This window comes from Pyxidicoccus trucidator, from assembly GCF_010894435.1.
Lineage (GTDB): Bacteria > Myxococcota > Myxococcia > Myxococcales > Myxococcaceae > Myxococcus > Myxococcus trucidator.
Map to the genome: position 1 here is coordinate 210455 of NZ_JAAIXZ010000002.1, position 17290 is coordinate 227744.

Genomic DNA, 17290 nt, shown 5'->3' on the forward strand with positions numbered 1-17290 from the left:
CCGGGGGAGGAAGCCCGCGGCGCGTCATTTCCCGGAACGCGCGGACTCCCCTGTCAACCCCCCGAGCCCGTCAATCCTCATGGGGTGGACGGCGGGGCCCGGCACACGCTGCGGTAGCGGACCTCCACGGCCTGTCCCGGGGTGGGCACCGCGCCCGTGTTGAAGATGACGGCGTTGCGGTCCTCGTCATAGGTCCACTGGGTGGCGGGCAGGACCTGGCCCTGGACCCGCACCGTCATCTCCGCCGTGCCGGTGGGGTCCGCGGTGAGCGGGAAGTCCGCCTGCAGGGCCCCGGCGCGCTGGATGACCGAGTCCAGCAGTGGGCGGTAGTCCGAGCGGCAGATGGAGTCCACCTGCCCGCCCGTGCCGCGCGCCACGCTGACGAAGCGGTCCGCCTCGTTGCCGGCGGTGGAGCAGCTGTTGTCCGAGGGCACCAGCGCGTAGAGCTGGCTGCGGTGGGACATGCCCGTGCCCTTCAGCGTCTGGAGGAACTGGATGTAGCTGTCCGGGCTGAAGCCGGAGTTGTCGTCCTCGTCCGCCAGCACCACCACCGCCATGCGGGCCGCCGCGCGGGTGAAGCCCGCGTTGCCGTCGTTCGTCTGCGCGGTGCGCGGGTCGTCCGTCTGCTCGGACAGCGGGGCGGACAGCGCCGCGCGCATCGTCTCCAGGCCCTGCACCAGGTTGTGGCACAGCCCCACGTCCAGGTTCTCCTGGATGTCGAGGGCCGCGTTGGGGCTGTTGCCGGACACCACGCGCGGGTTGCCGCCATTCACCGGGAAGAGGCGACCGGCCTCACCGCCGTTGGCCCCGCCGCCGCACTGCGGGCCCCGAGCCACCAGGCCCGTGCTGGTGACGCCCACGCGCACGTCCACGCCCGCCTGCTTCGCCGTCTGGAGCCAGCCCGGAATCGCCGCCTTCAGGCGGCTCTGGTACTGCGCCATGGTGGTGGTGTTGGAGATGACGAAGAGCACGTCCAGCTGGCTGTCGGTGCCCTGCGTGTAGCGGTCCACCTGGATGCCCTCGTGGTTCGTCTCCGCAATCAGCGGGACGAGGAAGGGGTCCGCCTCCGTGTCGGTGCGCAGGTACAGCGGGCTGAAGTGCTGGCCGTGCACGTTGCGGGCGTAGCCCACCTCCAGCTCGAAGCCCTCGCCCGGCCCCAGCTCGCGCGGCGCATTCATGGGCGTCAGCAGGCTGAACTGGCGGCTGGTGCCGTTGCCAATCTCCGCGCCGGACACGGTAATCGGCTCGCTGCACCGGTTGGCCACGTACGTCTTGCGGGGCGCCGCGGCACAGTCATAGCGGATGGGGCCGAAGTCCACGTAGGCCGGCGTGGCCACCAGGCAGCTCGCCCGCGACACGCCCCTCAGGGGCAGCGTCACCGTGGGGTAGGCCGGGTTGTTGACCGTCATCTTCAGCTCGCCCGTGAAGGTGCCCTCGGCCGGAGGCCGGAAGGCCACCATGGCGCTGAAGGCCGTGTCGTAGACCACGACGCCGCCGGTGAGCCGGCCGCCCGGCATGAAGAAGGCGCCGCCCCCGTCATTGGAGATGTGGATGTCCTTCACCGCGCACTCCGCGCGGCCCGGGTTGCGGAAGTAGAAGCCCAGCACCGCGCCGCGGCCGGGCACCACGTTGCCGAAGTCCATGGCCGGCTGCGGGAGCAGCTCGTACACGCACGGGCCGCTCGCGCGCGCCCGGCCGGTGAGGACAATCGCTCGCTCCGGGTTGAACATGTCGTCCGAGCGGACGTAGAGCGTGGCCTGCCAGACGCCCTCTGCCTTGGGCTCGAAGTAGACCTTCAGCTCCAGCGCGTCGTTGCCGGGAGAAATCGTCAGGGCGGCCGAGTCCAGCGTGGGCCAGGTGCCGCCAGTCCACGCGTAGCGCTGGGTGCCGCGCGTGGGCACGTCCACGCTGAACTGGGCGCTGGCGCCGTCGGAGCGCACGCCCGTGAAGCGCAGGTCGCCGTTGCTGCCCGCGTTGGTGATGCGGATGACCTTCTCCACCTTGCCGCCCACCGGCAGCTCGCCGAAGTCCAGCGACACCGGCGTCACCGCCAGCGTGGGCCGGCCGCCGCGCGCGTCCAGAATCACCTGCGACTGCCGCTCCTTGTCGGACGCGTAGTGCACGGTGAGGTCGCCCACGTTGGGGCCGGAGAAGCGGGCGGCGAACTCCATCTTCACCTCTACCGTCTCGCCCGGCTGCACCGTGGAGCCCTCCGGCTTGGACAGCGGCTGGAAGGCGCGGTCGCTGGTGGCGAGCTTGGAGATGGTGACGGGGCGCCAGGTGATGTTGCGGGCGCGGGTGAAGGACTCGGTGCGCTCGTGCACCGGAATCTGGTCGAACGGCACCGGCGCCGGGTCGAACGCGAAGGCGTTGGCCACCGAGTTGCCCTTCAGGTCCACCACGGAGGGCGTGCAGTCCTCGCACGAGCGGACCTCGAGGCGCGCGCCCATGGCGCCCAGGGCGCGGGGCAGGTACCGGGTGCTCACCTTCTGCGAGGCGAAGGGCGGAATGGTGATGGTGTCCGGAGTGAAGGGGTCCGGACTGTCACCCTGCACCACCAGCGTCAGCGGCAGGTCCACCGGGTTGGTGACGGTGACCTCCAGCGTGCGCTCGCTCTCCACCTCCAGCGTCTCGTAGTCCAGCAGCGGAGGGAACACGCTGATGGGCGTGGGCGTGCCCAGGCCCATGACGCGCACCTGCGACTGCGCGCCCTGGTTGGCGTCCGTCGCCACCTGCACCGTCTCCTCGGCGACCCCCTCCTTTAGAGGGTGGAAGCGCACGTGCACCAGGTGCGACTCGCCCGGCAGCACCCTTCCGTCACCCTCCCCGAGCTCCACCTCATAGGAGGGGTGCCCGACGAGGCCCAGCGCGTCGAGCGCGAAGAAGGGCACATAGCCAACGTTCCGGATGCGTACCTGCTTCTCCCGCCACTCGCCCACCGGCACCTCGCCGAAGTCGAGCACGTCCACGTCCAACACCGCCGTTGCCTGCACCGCGCGGGTCTCATTCCCCTCGTGGCAGGCCACCCCGGTGGTGGTGAGAAACGCCAGCGCGAGCAAACGCCCCCTCAGCCCCATCCTCATCTTCCGCTCCCCACCCTTCTCCCCACGCCCGACCCAGCCCGCTGATCCACCGCGCCCCTCCCTAATCAATTCGCGTACCAACGCGCGGACGTGGGGAGGCCCAAGTGAAATCAGCAGGTTGTGGGAGGCAGGTCTCCGGAGGGTGGCAAGAAGGAACTCTCTTGCCCTGGAGGGTGAAAGAGTTTTCCCGACCTTTTTGGAGGGAGTTCAGGGTCCGCGGACGAAGTCGATCACCGCGCGGGCCACGGCTTCGGGCTGCTCCATGTGGACGTGGTGTCCCCCGGAAAGCATGAGCGGCGGGCCGGCGAGCGTGGGCAGCGCGTCCAGGCGGCGGCGCAGCAGGGCCTCGTCCGGCGCCAGGCCCTCGGTGGCGCGCAGCAGCCGCACGGGGCAGGTGACGCCGCCTTGCAGGGCCAGCCACTGCGCCTCGTCATAGGACTGGCCGAAGCGGCGGCGGTGGCGTGGGTCGAAGGTGAAGGCCACGCCTCCCTCGAAGGGCTCGGTGCCGTGGCGGGCCAGGTGGAGCGCGGCGGACTCGGGCAGGGAGGGATTGTTCTCCCGCAGACGCGCGGCGGCGGCCTCCACGCTGGGGTAGGGCTTGCGATTCGGCGGACGGTGCGAGTCGTCCAGGAAGCCGCGCAGCCGGTCCAACGCCGCGGCGGGCGCTCCGGCGGTGGGGCCCAGGCTCTCGATGAGGAAGGCGCTCTTGACGTGTGCGGGGCGCGCGGCGGCGTAGGCCAGCGAGACGATGCCGCCCAGCGAGTGTCCGACGAGGTGCACCGCGTCCAGCCCCAGGCCGGCGCGCACGGCCTCCACGTCCAGCACGTAGTCGCTGAAGTGGTAGGTGCCTCCGCCGCCCACGTGGCCGCTGTGGCCCATGCCCCGGAAGTCCATCAGCACCAGGCGCCAGTCGTCCGGCAGGTGCGCGGTGAGGGCGTCGAAGCTGTGGGAGTGGTCCAGCCAGCCGTGGAGGAACAGGACGGCCGGCGCGCCCGACGCATGTCGCTGGCGCACGCGCAGGGGCAGGCCCTGGGCGTCGAGGGTGAGGGATTCAAAGGATGCGGGCACGGGAGCCTCCTACCCCGTGCCTTATCCGTTACGGGCCCGCGAGAGAACCTCCACCGGCAGGCGTGGCCGGTGGAGACGAGGCGGGGTCTTCAGCGAGACTCGGCGGGCGCGCGTGGCGGTGCACCCGTGTCCGGCCTGGCGAGCACCATCGCGAGCTGCCGCGCCTGGCTCTCCGTCGCGCAGCGGTACTCCTGCAGCTTCCCGTTGTCCTTCTCGATACGGAGAACCCAGACATCGTTCTCCTGCGTCACCGTGGGCTTTTGAGACATTTGGCGGTTCCTCCCCACCCGAGGGAGAAAGCATGTTCCGTGCCGGACAATGCTTTTTCGCCATGTGCCCGGAATTCCAGGACAGCACCCCAACTCCAGACGGGTGGGGTGACAAAATTTGTGCAGCCTTGCGACAAAATTGGCACGCGGGGCTCGCACTCCTTGCGTAGTACCCCAGGGAGGGTCTGAGTAGACCCTTATCGGGGACGCCTTTTCACTCCTCCATCGCGTCGGGCCACTCCCAGGCGGAGCGGTAGTCCCCGGTGGCCTGGGTGCCCTCGATGAAGCGCGCGTAGAAGGGGTGGCCGCTCAAGGTGGCGGAGTCGCCCACCACGAAGAGGTGGCGTCGGGCGCGGGTGAGGGCCACGTTCATGCGGCGCAGGTCGGTGAGGAAGCCGAGCTGCCCCTCGCCGTTGGAGCGGGTGAGGGAGACGAGGATGGCGTCCTTCTCCCGGCCCTGGAAGGCGTCCACGGTGTCCACCTCCACGTCGGGGTGGAGCGCCTCCACGCGCTCGCGGAGCCGGTGGGCCTGGGCGCTGTAGGGCGTAATCACAGCCAGCTCTCGTGGTGACAGGCCCAGGGCGAGCAGGGCCTTCACGCGGGCGACGATGAGGCCGGCCTCGCCGTCGTTGAAGAGGCTGCGGGTGGTGGGCTCCACCTCCTCGTCGAAGCCCTTGCCGGCGGTGTCGAGGTAGAGGACGGGCGGGGCATCCACCTCGGCGGCCGGGGTGAGGACGTCCGCCAGCGTGCGGTCCGCCACGGAGGGGTGGGCGCGCAATTCGCCCGCGTACATCTCGCGCGAGGGGAAGTCCATGATGCGCGCGTTCATCCGGTACTGCTCGCGCAGCATGCGCTTGACGCCCTCGCCATGGTCCTTGAGCAGGCGCTCGAAGAGGCTCACCCCGAGGCCGGCCTTCGCGGCCTCCTGCGAGAGGACGGTGGGGGGAAGCTGCTGCGGGTCTCCCGCGAGGATGACCTTCGGCGCGCGCAGGAAGCCGAGCAGGGCGAGCGGCTCGGTGGCCTGGGTGGCTTCGTCCAGCAGGGCCAGGTCGAACTCCTCGTTGGCGAGCACGCTGGAGCCCAGGCTGGCGAGCGTGACGCAGACGACGTCGGCGCGGGCCAGCACGGCGCGCACGGCCTTCTTCTCCAGGGCGCGGGCCTCGTCCAGCATGCCCTTGGCCTCGGAGGAGGAGGCGCGGGCGTTGGCGAAGCGCTCGCGGCTGCGCCCCTGCGTGCGCTGGCGGCGCGCGTAGCCGAGCAGGGAGTAGGCCTCCTCGAAGAGGTCTCTCGAGACGACGCGGTCCGGGTGGTCCTCGACGACGATGTCCAGCGTGTGCTCCTGGAGGCGCGCGGCGACGCGGGCGGGGTGGCCCACGCGGATGGCGCGCAGGCCCTTCTCCAGGCAGAGGTCCAGCAGGTGGTCCACGGCGGCGTTGCTGGCGGCGGTGCACAGCAGGCGCTGTCCGCTCGCGACGGCCTGGGCGGCCACTTCGGCGAGCACGGTGGACTTGCCGGTGCCCGGCGGGCCGTGGACGAGGAAGAAGTCCTCGGCGGCCAGCGCGCGGGCGGTGGCGTCCTGCTGCTCGGGGTTGAGGGGGCGGGTGGGCTCGAACTCGCGGGGCTTGTCGAAGCGCGGGGGCTCGTTGCCCAGCACCACCTCGCGCTTGCGGCGCTCGACGCCCTTGTCCATCGCCTTGATGCGCTGGAGGCCGGCGCGGAGCCTGTCGTAGGTGACGTCGTTGGGGACGACGTCCAGGCGCAGGAGTCCCTCATGGACGTAGGGCGGGGGCGAGCGGTCGAACGCGAGCTGGATGCGGGTGGAGGTGGCGCGGGAGATGAGGGCGCGGGCGGGCTCCTTCACCTCGGAGCGGCGGGGGAGGACGGCGACGAGGTCCCCGTTGTGCAGGCGCGTGGGCAGGGGCCGGCGGTCGGCGCGGGCCAGGGTGAGCAGGAAGCGGCCCCCGAGGCCCACCTCCTCCTCGATGGACTCGAGGTCCAGGACGGAGAGGCCATGCTCCTCGCGCTCCTGCAGCGAGAGGCTCTCGGCGAGGGCGGCCAGGCGGGCTTTCTCGGCCTCGCGCTCCCGGGCGAGGAGCGAGCCGAGCTGGTCGAAGAAGGAGACGTCACGGGCCATGGGCACGTCATGCCACCGGGGCCGGAAGACGGCCAGCGTCTCCCGCGCGCCGTGTCGCCGAGCGTGCGGCGGAGCGTCCCGAAGGCCCCTGCGCATGGCCGCGCCGGTGCTCCCAGGAGGAGCACCGGCCCGTGCCGTATACGGCTCGACGGTTAGAGGAACCTACCGCCGCTCACCACCAGGCCGTAGTCGGCGTCGATGGCGGGCGTCTCCAGGCGCGCGTCCTGGACGAGCTCATCGGCGAGCACCTCCACCTTCCACGTGCCGGCCGCCGGGTTCGCGAGGAAGACGTTCTCCACCGTGTCCAGCTTGTTGGAGACGCCACCCGACGTGGACGTGTTGCCCGCCGTCAGGCCGTTGTTGCCCCAGTAGATGACGCCCGTGGGCGACGTCACGCGCAGCGACAAGTCATTGATGCGCGCGCGGGCCGCGCCCACCGTGCCGGCGGGGTCGTTGTAGACCATGGTGACGTTCAGCTCCGTCTGCCCGGTGGCCACGCTGACGTTGTAGAGCTTCTTCGCCAGCGGGAGGAGGACGTCCGTCTCGTCGACGATGCTCGTCACCGCGGCGCGGTCATAGAGGCGCTTCACGTCCGCCGTGCCCCAGCCCTGCTTGTTGCGGTCCAGGTCGCCGTTGGCGCCGCCTGCCGGCCAGTTGTAGCGGTACGCCATGTTGATCATCAGCGCCTTCGCCGTGGCCATCTGCGGGCGGCTGGTGAAGACGTCCGCCTTGCCGCCGAAGCCGGTCCACACGCCGTTGTGCCACATCTGGAACAGCAGCCCGAAGTGGCCCGCCGTCTGGGGCGTGGCCGCGCTGGTGCCGCTGAAGTTGTAGTACGACGTGTTGCTCGTGTTGTTCGCCGAGCGGACCGCGTCATAGAAGTACGCGAGGTCCGGCTTGATGCGGCCGTCCGCCGCCGGGCCGATGCTGGCGCCGCCGCCCCACTTGTCATCCGTGCGGCTGGTGTTGTCGTAGTGGTACAGCCCGCCCACGGAGACGATGTTCTTCGCCCACGCCTGCGGGCGCGAGTTCCGGGTGCCGTTGTTGCTCTGCGACTGCGTGCTGAGGATGGGGTGCTTCAGCAGGTAGTCGTCCACCTCGGCGGAGATGGTGGTGTACGTGGTGCCCAGCGTGCTGCCCACGCTCGACGTCTGGAACACGGCGCGGTAGGGGCCGGCCGGGTCGATGAGCTCCTTGTTGATGTCGTAGCGGGACTTGGTGCCGCCGAACTGCGTGGACTGGCTGTAGAGGAAGAAGATGCCCTGCCCGGAGGGCAGCAGGCCCCTTGCATTGGCGTCCACGCCCCGTGCGAAGTTGATGCTGTAGCACGAGGTGCCGTGGGCGCTGCCCGCGCTGGACGTGCTGTGGATGATGGGCGCGTTGGCCCACTCCTGGTGCGTGGTGCGCAGCTCGGTGTCGAAGATTTCGCCGCGCACGCCCTGGCCCGTCCAGCCGCGCAGCGTCTCGAGCGCGGCGGCGCCGCCGACGGCGCGCACGTTGTTCATGTCCACCTCGCCGGGGCCACCCCAGCGGTCGACGAACTGCACCGCGTTGGAGCGCACCAGCCGCTCCAACTGGGGCTGGGTGAGCGTGGCCTCCACGCGCCAGCCACCCGGCTCCACCAGGTCCACCGTGCCGCCCAGCTTGCGCACCAACTCTGCCACCTCGCCCTGCCGCGCGGCTCCGTGCTCGCCGACCATGATGGAGTAGCGCTGCGGCACCAGGCGCGCGGTGCGGCCCAGCATCGCCTCACGCAGCGGCGCCTCCACGCGATACTCCGGGTGGTAGGGGCCTACCCAGCGCACGTAGGGCAGCTCCGCCACGCGCTTCTGGACGCTCGGGTCCATCTCCACCAGGAACGCGTGGTCCGACAGGAAGCGCAGCACCTTGCCGCCAGCGGCCTCGATGGCCGAGCGGAACTCCGGCAGCGGCGTCCCCTGGAACTGCACCAGCTGCAGCGTGTTGTCCGGGTCCGCGGAGAGCAGGCCCGTCACCAGCGGCCTGGCGCCACGGACGGGGTCGAACTGGGACTGCTCCAGGCGGATGACGTAGCTGGTGGCCTGCACGCGGCCCAGCAGCTCCGCGCCGCCCCGGCTGTAGGCGAAGAAGTCCTGGCGCACGCCGTCCGCGCCCTCCTCCTCCCACGTGTGGAGCTGCACCGCCGTGTCGGGCACGTCGAGCGTGCGCAGCGCACGCACGGCCGCGTCCGTGCGGTGGAACACGAGCCCGGCCCCGGTGGCCAGCGCGAAGCGGCCTCCGCGCTCTCCCTCGAAGCCCGGGATGAGACGGGCCTTCGCCGCCTCGTCACCCTCGACGAGGCGGGCCGGCGCGAGCGCCGCCGGAGCGCGCGTCACGCCCGGACGCGCATCCGGTTGCTGCGCCGCGAGCACCGGCAGCGGGACGACCAGGCCCCAGCCCAGGGCCAGGACGGAGAGCGGGCGCCAGCGGTCTGCATACGACGAGAAGGGAAGTTTCATCTCGGTATCTCCTGTGCAGCAGGCGGGTTCACGACAGCTCTACAAACAAGGAAAACGAGATGAACTTGATAAACCAGCTAGTCGCGGAGAGTCAATTCGCCTGGGACGTAGGGTGTGGCCCCGCGCGGCGAGACTGTCGTCGAGTGGCCTTCGCCGTTTCGGGGAGGTGACGCGCCAGGTTGCCCGCCTCCTCTTCGTGGCGTCTGGAGTCCGGGGCCCACGCCCAGGTGACATCCTCCATGGCCGGTGTCACTGAAGGGGAGTGCGTCAGACGCCGGAACGGCCTGGCGTCCGGAGAAGCTCCGCCATGGAACTGGTCCTGTTCATCGGCCTGCAGGGCTCCGGGAAGAGCAGCTTCTATCGGCTGCGCTTCGCGGAGACGCACGCGCTGGTGAGCAAGGACCTGTGGCCCCACGCGCGCCGGAAGGACGTGCGCCAGCGGCGGTACATCTCCGAGGCGCTCGCTGCGGGACGCTCGGTGGTGGTGGACAACACCAACCCGTCGCCCGAGGTGCGCGCACCGCTCGTCGCCCTGGGCCACGAGCACGGCGCGCGTGTCGTCGGCTTCTACTTCGCGTCGGACCTGAAGCAGTGCCTGGAGCGCAACGCTCAGCGGCAGGGGCGGGCCCGGGTTCCGGAGGTGGCGCTGTTCGCCACCGTGAAGCAGCTCCGGCGGCCGGGTCGCGCCGAGGGCTTCGATTCGCTGTACCACGTGACGTTGAACGCGGAAGGCGGCTTCCGCGTCGAGGAATGGAAGGAGGAGTCCGATGGAACCGGATGAGCTGGCCACCCGCATGAGACAGGGTGAGGTGTTCCACGGCTTGCGCCTGCTGCCGGGGGCGTGGACGGTGCTGCGCGTGGACGGCCGGGGCTTCTCGCGCTTCACCGAGGCGCGCTTCGAGAAGCCCTTCGACCCCGCCTTCCACCAGCTCATGGTGCGCACCGCCAGCGCGCTGCTGGAGGACCTCCAGGGCGTGTACGCGTACACGCAGAGCGACGAAATCTCCGTCCTCTTCCGGCCGGACTGGTCGCTGTTCGACCGCTCCATGGAGAAGGTGGTGTCCCTGGCCGCGGGCCTCGCGAGCGCCACCTTCACGCACGCGGCGGGCGTGCCGGCCACGTTCGACGGCCGGGCGTGGCTGGGCACCAACGAGCGCGCGGTGCTGGACTACTTCCAGTGGCGCCAGTCGGACGGCAGCCGGTGCGCACTGCATGGCTGGTGCTATTGGACGCTGCGCAAGGAGGGCCGGAGCGCCTCTCAGGCCACGCGCGAGCTGGACGGCCGCAACGTGGGCTTCAAGAACGAGCTGCTCTTCCAGCGCGGCGTCAACTTCAACGAGGTGCCGCTCTGGCAGCGCCGGGGCTCCGCCATCTTCTGGGAGCACTACCAGAAGGAGGGCGTGGACCCGCGCAACGGCCAGCGCACCCAGGCCTCGCGTCGGCGGCTCAAGGTGGACTCGGAGCTTCCGATGAAGGAGGCGTACGAGGACTTCCTGCGCGGCGTGCTCGCCACGTCCGAGCCGCCGCCCGCGGCGTAGTGGGCGCCGGCCTCAGCCGGCCGTGTCAACCCGGCCGGCCAGCGTCAGCACCTTCCACAGCCGGGGCTTGTCGTACTGGGGAGGAATCATCCCCAGCGGCCAGCCCTCGGCGGTGACTTCCGCGTACTGGTAGCTGCGCCCGCCGTGCCGCAGGCGGGTGCCGGTGCCTCCCGGGAGCCCCACGCCCACCGCCGCGTGCGCCAGCGGGTCCGAGTAGAGCAGCACCGCGTCGATGCCTGCCTGCCGCAGCAGCATCACCGCCAGCACCGCCTTGGAGTCGCAGTCGCCGCGGTCCTGCGCGGGCACCAGCGCCGGGGGGATGATGCCGAAGGGCGCGTCCCGGGGCAGCTCGTAGCGGATGCGCTGCACGAAGCCGACGATGAGCTGCGCGGCCTGCGAGGCGTCCAGCCCGCGCTCGCGGATGGACGCGACGAAGCGCTCCCCCAGCTCGTGGACGGGCTCCGCGTTGGTGCGCATCAGCTCCTCGTAGATACAGCGCATGTCCGCCGTGCACCCGGCCGGCGCGTTGTAGGTGAAGCGCTCGTTGCCCAGCGAGCGGTAGCGCAGCCGCCGGCCGAAGGCGGTGTGCTCCTCCTCCAGCTCCTCGGTCAGCTCCGCGCCCAGCCCATAGGAGATGTAGTGCTGCGGGGGGCTGAGGCCCTCCGCCTTCCACTCATAGTTGCGCGCGCCCTGCGGCGACGTGCCGGGCGGGAGCAGCACGGCGCCCATGTCCACGATTCGCACGCTGCTCGGGAAGCCCGGCAGCGGCGCGCTCACGTCCAGCTCCGCCAGCCGCCCCACCATGCCCAGCCCGCAGCAGCAGAAGCAGCTCGCGACGCCGATGCCCACGAGCAGCAGCTTGAAGAGCGTCTTCCAGGGACTGGAGCCGGAGGCCATGGGCGCGCCCTCCGTCACGTCACGCGGGCTCCCGCAGTATCCCCTCGGGAAGCTGCGGGAAGGGGATGAGGCCGTTGAGCGCCGCCTGGAGCCCCGGCGCCGTCAGCAGCGCGAGCACCAGGAGGATTGCGGAGAGGATGAGCGCCGCGGCGAGGTTGCCCTTGCGCACCTCGGCCAGCTCGTCGATGCCGGGCGTCATGCGGTCGAACAGCAGGACGCCGAGCGCCAGCACCGCCACGCCCACTCCCAGCGACAGCCCCACGTGCAGCACCGCGACGGCGAGCAGCTTGCCCACCATCAGCGGCTGGAAGGGCGGGGTGCGCACGGTGAGGTCCACCGCGTCCGACGTGGCCTGCACCGCGTGCTGCACCAGCAGCCCGAGCGCCAGGAGGCTGGCGGCATGGACGATGCCCGCCGCCGTGTTGCCCTGGCGCAGCTCCTCCACCGGGTTGGTGCCCAGGATGCGGCTGAGGCCGCGCAGCCCCAGCCAGATTCCGAGCGCGGCGACGAGGCCGCCGAACAGCACCTTCATGAGGCCGACGAGGAGGAGGACGAGGTCCATGACCGCGTCCTCTATATCTCTCAGGGCCTGCCGAAGTCCTGCGTCCAGTAGTGCTTGTAGGTGCTGCCAGGTGCGTTGAAGTAGCCGACGCCGAGGTGGACCAGGACGGGGTTCATGATGTTGTTGCAGTGTCCGGTGCTGGCCATCCACCCGTTCACCACGGCGGCGGCGGTGGAGTACCCGGCGGCGACGTTCTCCGCGGCGTTGCGGTACGTGTAGCCAGCCGACGTCATCCGCTGCCACGGCGTGGTGCCGTCCGAGCCGGTGTGGCTCATGAAGTTGTTCGTCCCCATGTCGCGCGAGTGCTTGCGCGCAGCGCAGCGCAGCCGCGTGTCGAGCGTGAGCGCGGGCGCCGCCGGCTTCGCCACGCCGCCACAGGTGGCTCCCGCGGCCCGGCGCTGGTTGACCAGCGTGAGCACCTGGGCCTCCAGGTTGGCCCAGGCCGGGGTCCACGTCGCCACGTCGTCGCAGTACGCGAAGGCGGAGACCGCGTTGGACGCCTCGGACGTCTCGACGGCGGGGACGAGGGCGCCCTCGCCCGTCTCGGTGACGGGAGCCTCCGGGCCTCCACAGCCGGCGAGGACGGCGGCACCAAGGAGGAACAGCGGAAGGGAGCGGGAGACCATGTCGGTTCCTTTCGTCAGGGGTGGACCCGGCCGCCTCGGGGAGCCGGCCGGGAGCACATCCTGCCCGCTCGCCCCGGGGTGTCCAGGGAGAGCCTGCCTGGGGCCCGGCCGCCCGGGCGGTTCCGTCAGCCCATCCTATTGCAGCAGCAATTCAATAGCCTTGAGCAGCTCCGGGTCCCTGCCCGTGGCGATGTCCTCCGCCGTGGGCGCCGCCTCCACATCCGGGACGATGCCCACGCCGTGGAAGGTGGAGCCGTCCGGATGGAGGACCTCCATGCCGGTGAACAGGAACTGGATGAAGCCGGGAAGGAGCAGGGTGGTGATGTTTCCGTTGGTGCCAGCGCTGCGCTGGCCCACCACGCGGACCCGCTTCGTGGCGACCAGCATGATGGCGAAGTTCTCCGCCGCCGACACCGAGTGAGGCCCCACCAACAGGACGATGGGGCCGGTGAAGGCCGACGCCGTCACGGGCTCGAAGTTGAGGTTCTCGTCCTCGGTGCTCCGCTGGTCCGGGCCCGTCCACCGCGTGTAGCGGAAGAGGGGAGAGACGAACGGCTGCTGGATGAGGTGCGCGGCGACGAGGTAGTGGTTGATGCCGCCAGGGTAGCCGCGCATGTCCACCACCAGGCCCCGGGCCTTCGTGGCCTCCGTCATGCTCTGGCGGAAGTCCTCCATGCGGTCGAGCACCGCGGTGTCCAGGTTGAGGTAGTAGAGGGACGGCGCCCCCAGGTCGTCGAGCCACCCCGCCGGGCGCTCCGGGCCCAGGGAGCCGAGCCCTGTCAGCGAACTGGAGGGCTGGGGCTGCACCTCCACCGTGCGCTCGCTGCCATCCAGCGCCCGGAGCCCGAGCGCGAGCGGACCGGTCATCTCGCGCAGCCGCCGCGTGGCCAGGTCGAAGCGGTAGCCCGGGGTGGCGGCGGAGGTGCGGGCCAGCTCCTCGGCATACCAGTCGGCCGCGGAACGGGGGCCGATGCGCACGAGGGTGTCGCCCGGTCGCATCCCCGGCTCCATTGAGCGGCGGACCACCGCCTCACCCTGGACCTCCGTGAAGAGCGCGGGGAGGTAGCCGATGGTGGGCGGGTTCGCTGCGAAGACGAAGTTGTGCCCGTCCTGGAGGACTGCGCCGAAGCGCCGCATGTGCTGGATGAGGCGCTCCCGGCTCACGGGCGCTGCGTCCACGGCGGCGAGAGTCTCCTCCAACCTCGCGTCGATGCCGTCGCCAACGACGGGGAAGTACGGGAAGAACCGCCGCATGGCGCCGTGGGCGATGACGAGGCTCGCGCGGGCGATGCCGGGCGACTCTCCCACCGTGGGACGGGACTCCTCCTGGGGCCTCCGCCGCTCCATCTTCGCGCGGGCGGCGGGCACGCTCCGGTCCAGCGAGGTCGGCGCTCCCAGCGTCGGAAGCTCGCGCAGGCTGTCGGCCAGCGCCCCTTGCAGCGCCCGGTCCGCGGGCAGCAGGTCCGGGAGTGGGCCTGCGGAGTCCTCGAGCTGCAAGACGCGGATGGCGAGCCCCCTCGCGCCGATGGGCACCCAGCGGGACTCCGCCACCGCGGTGGCCACGGGCTCGCCGAACAGCCAGGCGCGACCCGCCGCGCGCAGGTCCACCGCGAAGCGCGCCGCCGCCGGTGCCAGGGTGGGGCTGGTCAGCAGCGCGACGGGCAGCTCCGCCGCTCCCGACGCCGTGTACGGCGGGGAGGACTGGCTCGTGGTGGTGTTCGAATAGGCGCTCTCCTCGCGGACCTCGTCCATCAGCCCCTTGTGGACGCGGACGCGGTAGTTCACCCGCGCCACGGCCCCGGTGCTCGCGGCGGAGATGGCACGCCCCAGGGCCTCCTCCAGCCCGGGGGCGGCGGGAAGCACTCTCAGGTCGATGGCCACGGCCCGGGCGCCCGCCGGCAGTGTCACGTCACCGGTGCCCGGGTGGATGACGGCGATGCCGCCCAGGTCTTCCACGCTCACGGCGGGCAGCGGCGCCTCGGCCACGGTTTCCAGCGCGCACACGCTTTCGAGGGCCTCCGCATAGACGCGCGCCGCGGCATCCCAGTCCACGGTCGGCCCTTCCAGCGCGCGGACCAGGGCGGCATCCAGCGCCACGTAGTGGCTGCCCGGGCTGAAGAAGCGCACCAGGGCGTGGGCCGAGGACATCGCCAGCGCGCCGGGCGCGGTGCCTGGAGGGCCGGCCGCCACGTACGGGCACCAGTCGATGGCCTGCGGCGCGGGGACTTCGACGGGCGGAGGTCCGGGGGGCTTCTCGTCCGAGCAGGCCGTCTGGAGGATGCAGGCCGCCAGCAGCAGCCAACTCAGGGTGGGAGCGCGCCGGCCCCTCCCGTGGAAGCGCGTCTGTGGATTCGGGCTCATGACCAGTGAACGCTCCTGGGCGCCCGGTGTCTCACGAGGTCCGTGGCTGCGTGAGCGCTTCTGGCCCGGGCGCGCGTGGACGCGAACGTCCGGGGCGCCAGCGTATATCGGGGAGGAGAGTCCGACTCGCTGGCACCCCGGTGTTCGCGGGCCCGTTACTCCGGTGGGCCGCGCCTCGGGGGCGGGGCGTGCTTCATGCGCTCGTATTCCTCATCGGTGAAGACCCGGCTCCGGGTGAGGAAGCGCACGCCCAGTGGGGCTTCGAGGCTGAAGCCCGCGCCCCGCCCTGGCACCACGTCCAGGGTGAGGTGGGTGTGCTGCCAGTACTCGAACTGAGCGCCGCCGATGTAGACGGGACAGCCCTCCACCTCGCCCAGGAAGACGTCTCGCTGGCCGACGCGGAACTCGCGCAGCGGGTAGCACATGGGGGCGCTGCCGTCGCAGCAGCCGCCCGACTGGTGGAACATCAGCGGCCCGTGCGCGTCGCGCAGCTGGCGGATGACGGCGGCGGCCTCGGGCGTCACCTCCACGCGTGCCACCGTCATCAGAAGAAGCCCAGGGCCTTGGGGCTGTAGCTCACCAGCAGGTTCTTGGTCTGCTGGTAGTGGTCCAGCATCTTGCGGTGGTTCTCCCGGCCGATGCCGGACTGCTTGTAGCCGCCGAACGCCGCGTGCGCCGGGTAGAGGTGGTAGCAGTTGGTCCACACGCGCCCCGCCTCGATGGTGCGGCCGGCGCGGTAGGCGGTGTTGATGTCGCGCGTCCACACGCCAGCGCCCAGGCCGTAGAGGGTGTCGTTGGCGATGCGCATGGCGTCGTCGAAGTCCTTGAACGTCGTGACGGCCACCACGGGCCCGAAGATCTCCTCCTGGAAGACGCGCATCCGGTTGGTGCCCTGGAACACGGTGGGCGCCACGTAGTAGCCGTCCTTCAGGTCGCCGGGCAGGTGCACGCGCTCGCCACCCATGAGGACCTTGGCGCCCTCCTTCTTGCCGATGTCGATGTAGCCGAGAATCTTCTCCAGTTGGTCGTTCGACGCCTGGGCGCCCAGCGTGGTCGTCGGGTCCAGCGGGTTGCCCGGCTTCACCTTCTTGACGCGCTCGAGGGCGCGCTCGATGAACTGGCCGTAGATGCGCTCACCCACCAGGGCGCGCGAGGGGCAGGTGCACACCTCGCCCTGGTTGAGGGCGAACATGGCGAAGCCCTCCATGGCCTTGTCCAGGAAGTCGTCGTCCTGGGCCATCACGTCATCGAAGAAGATGTTCGGGCTCTTGCCGCCCAGCTCCAGCGTCACCGGGATGAGGTTCTCACTGGCGTACTGGAGGATGAGGCGGCCGGTGGTCGTCTCGCCGGTGAAGGCCACCTTGGCCACGCGGTTGCTGCTGGCCAGGGGCTTGCCGGCCTCGACACCGAAGCCGTTGACGACGTTGAGCACGCCGTCCGGGAGGAGGTCCTGGATGAGCTCGGTGACGAGCAGGATGCCGACGGGCGTCTGCTCCGCGGGCTTGAGCACCACGCAGTTGCCCGCGGCGAGCGCCGGGGCGAGCTTCCACGCCGCCATCAGGATGGGGAAGTTCCAGGGGATGATCTGCGCCACGACGCCGAGCGGCTCGTGGAAGTGGTAGGCGACGGTGTCCGCGTCCAGCTCGCCCGCCGAGCCCTCCTGCGCGCGGATGCAGCCGGCGAAGTAGCGGAAGTGGTCGATGGCGAGCGGCAGGTCGGCGGCGAGCGTCTCGCGTACAGGCTTGCCGTTGTCCCAGCTCTCGGCGACGGCGAGCATCTCCAGGTTCTGCTCGAGCCGGTCGGCAATCTTGTTGAGGATGTTGGCGCGGGTGGTGACCGAGGTCTTCCCCCAGGCCACGCGCGCGGCGTGGGCGGCATCCAACGCCTTGTCGATGTCCTCGGAGGTGGAGCGCGGCACCTCACAGAAGGGCTGGCCCGTCACGGGGCTGATGTTCTGGAAGTATTGCCCGCGCACGGGCTCGACCCAGCGACCGCCGATGAAGTTCTGATAGCGGGACTTGAACTTCACCTTCGAGCCGGGCTGATTGGGGGCGGCGTAGACCATGGCGCTCTCCTTCAAGGGCTGCGGGTTGGGACGCGGCTGTCCCAGAGCAGCGCGCATGCCAGCGTCCTTTCCGCCGACGTCGCGGCGCGTCGTGTCCCGCTCTGCGACACTGTCGCGGACAGGAGGTGGCGCGGGACGCAACACCTGCGTTGCAAGCGACGGGACAGGCGTGCGACACGACGCGGCGCGGCGGCGCGGATAGCGCCTGGC

Annotated in this window: 13 protein-coding genes; 2 read left to right on the forward strand and 11 right to left on the reverse strand. The window is 70.9% G+C overall.

Going from position 1 to position 17290, the window contains the following annotated elements; genetic code table 11:
• Positions 1-77: 77 nt before the first annotated feature.
• From G4D85_RS07455 to G4D85_RS07475, 5 genes are all read right to left on the reverse strand, one after another.
• Entirely contained in the window at positions 78-3083 is a 3006-nt protein-coding gene (locus G4D85_RS07455; protein ID WP_164009476.1) for a choice-of-anchor D domain-containing protein, read from the reverse strand.
• Positions 3084-3290: 207 nt separating this feature from the next.
• Positions 3291-4151 (reverse strand): alpha/beta fold hydrolase, encoded by an 861-nt coding sequence (locus tag G4D85_RS07460; protein ID WP_164009478.1) that lies wholly within the window; start codon positions 4149-4151, stop codon positions 3291-3293.
• Between the two features lie 89 nt (positions 4152-4240).
• Entirely contained in the window at positions 4241-4420 is a 180-nt protein-coding gene (locus G4D85_RS07465) for a hypothetical protein (protein WP_164009480.1), read from the reverse strand.
• 214 nt (positions 4421-4634) lie between these two features.
• Complete coding sequence (locus G4D85_RS07470; RefSeq protein WP_164010511.1) at positions 4635-6554, reverse strand: AAA domain-containing protein; 1920 nt, start codon at positions 6552-6554, stop codon at positions 4635-4637.
• A gap of 152 nt (positions 6555-6706) precedes the next feature.
• Complete coding sequence (locus G4D85_RS07475) at positions 6707-9031, reverse strand: S8 family serine peptidase (RefSeq protein ID WP_164009482.1); 2325 nt, start codon at positions 9029-9031, stop codon at positions 6707-6709.
• A gap of 307 nt (positions 9032-9338) precedes the next feature.
• Between G4D85_RS07475 and G4D85_RS07480 the strand changes: the two genes are divergently transcribed.
• On the forward strand, positions 9339-9812 hold the full coding sequence (locus G4D85_RS07480) for an ATP-binding protein (RefSeq protein ID WP_164009484.1): 474 nt from the start codon (positions 9339-9341) through the stop codon (positions 9810-9812).
• The gene (locus tag G4D85_RS07485; protein WP_164009486.1) at positions 9799-10569 is read left to right on the forward strand and encodes a tRNA(His) guanylyltransferase Thg1 family protein; all 771 of its coding nucleotides are present in this window, start codon (positions 9799-9801) and stop codon (positions 10567-10569) included. The genes G4D85_RS07480 and G4D85_RS07485 overlap by 14 nt, the downstream gene beginning before the upstream one ends.
• A 12-nt stretch (positions 10570-10581) precedes the next feature.
• On the opposite strand, the gene G4D85_RS07490 is transcribed toward G4D85_RS07485, so the two are convergent.
• From G4D85_RS07490 to exaC, 6 genes are all read right to left on the reverse strand, one after another.
• Positions 10582-11466: a transglutaminase-like domain-containing protein gene (locus G4D85_RS07490; protein WP_164009488.1), complete on the reverse strand. Its 885-nt coding sequence runs from the start codon at positions 11464-11466 to the stop codon at positions 10582-10584.
• 19 nt (positions 11467-11485) lie between these two features.
• On the reverse strand, positions 11486-12028 hold the full coding sequence (locus tag G4D85_RS07495) for a DUF350 domain-containing protein (RefSeq protein ID WP_164009490.1): 543 nt from the start codon (positions 12026-12028) through the stop codon (positions 11486-11488).
• Positions 12029-12048: 20 nt separating this feature from the next.
• Positions 12049-12654 (reverse strand): CAP domain-containing protein, encoded by a 606-nt coding sequence (locus G4D85_RS07500; RefSeq protein WP_164009492.1) that lies wholly within the window; start codon positions 12652-12654, stop codon positions 12049-12051.
• Positions 12655-12789: 135 nt separating this feature from the next.
• A complete protein-coding gene (locus G4D85_RS50205) occupies positions 12790-15015 on the reverse strand; it encodes a S41 family peptidase (RefSeq protein WP_275900272.1) in 2226 nt (741 codons plus the stop codon).
• Positions 15016-15170: 155 nt separating this feature from the next.
• Positions 15171-15560, reverse strand: a complete 390-nt coding sequence (locus G4D85_RS07510; protein ID WP_164009494.1) for a DUF779 domain-containing protein — start codon at positions 15558-15560, stop codon at positions 15171-15173.
• A complete protein-coding gene (gene exaC / locus G4D85_RS07515; protein ID WP_164010517.1) occupies positions 15560-17080 on the reverse strand; it encodes an acetaldehyde dehydrogenase ExaC in 1521 nt (506 codons plus the stop codon). Before exaC ends, G4D85_RS07510 begins: the two co-directional genes overlap by 1 nt.
• Between the last annotated feature and the right edge of the window lie 210 nt (positions 17081-17290).

What these genes read in the sequence shown, in the direction of transcription:
- G4D85_RS07455 (WP_164009476.1), bottom strand. Translation starts at nt 3,083, where the DNA reads ATGAGGATGGGGCTGAGGGGGCGTTTGCTCGCGCTGGCGTTTCTCACC.
- G4D85_RS07465 (WP_164009480.1), bottom strand. Translation starts at nt 4,420, where the DNA reads ATGTCTCAAAAGCCCACGGTGACGCAGGAGAACGATGTCTGGGTTCTC.
- G4D85_RS07470 (WP_164010511.1), bottom strand. Translation starts at nt 6,554, where the DNA reads ATGGCCCGTGACGTCTCCTTCTTCGACCAGCTCGGCTCGCTCCTCGCC.
- G4D85_RS07475 (WP_164009482.1), bottom strand. Translation starts at nt 9,031, where the DNA reads ATGAAACTTCCCTTCTCGTCGTATGCAGACCGCTGGCGCCCGCTCTCC.
- G4D85_RS07480 (WP_164009484.1), top strand. Translation starts at nt 9,339, where the DNA reads ATGGAACTGGTCCTGTTCATCGGCCTGCAGGGCTCCGGGAAGAGCAGC.
- G4D85_RS07485 (WP_164009486.1), top strand. Translation starts at nt 9,799, where the DNA reads ATGGAACCGGATGAGCTGGCCACCCGCATGAGACAGGGTGAGGTGTTC.
- G4D85_RS07490 (WP_164009488.1), bottom strand. Translation starts at nt 11,466, where the DNA reads ATGGCCTCCGGCTCCAGTCCCTGGAAGACGCTCTTCAAGCTGCTGCTC.
- G4D85_RS07495 (WP_164009490.1), bottom strand. Translation starts at nt 12,028, where the DNA reads ATGGACCTCGTCCTCCTCCTCGTCGGCCTCATGAAGGTGCTGTTCGGC.
- G4D85_RS07500 (WP_164009492.1), bottom strand. Translation starts at nt 12,654, where the DNA reads ATGGTCTCCCGCTCCCTTCCGCTGTTCCTCCTTGGTGCCGCCGTCCTC.
- G4D85_RS50205 (WP_275900272.1), bottom strand. Translation starts at nt 15,015, where the DNA reads ATGAGCCCGAATCCACAGACGCGCTTCCACGGGAGGGGCCGGCGCGCT.
- G4D85_RS07510 (WP_164009494.1), bottom strand. Translation starts at nt 15,560, where the DNA reads ATGACGGTGGCACGCGTGGAGGTGACGCCCGAGGCCGCCGCCGTCATC.
- exaC (WP_164010517.1), bottom strand. Translation starts at nt 17,080, where the DNA reads ATGGTCTACGCCGCCCCCAATCAGCCCGGCTCGAAGGTGAAGTTCAAG.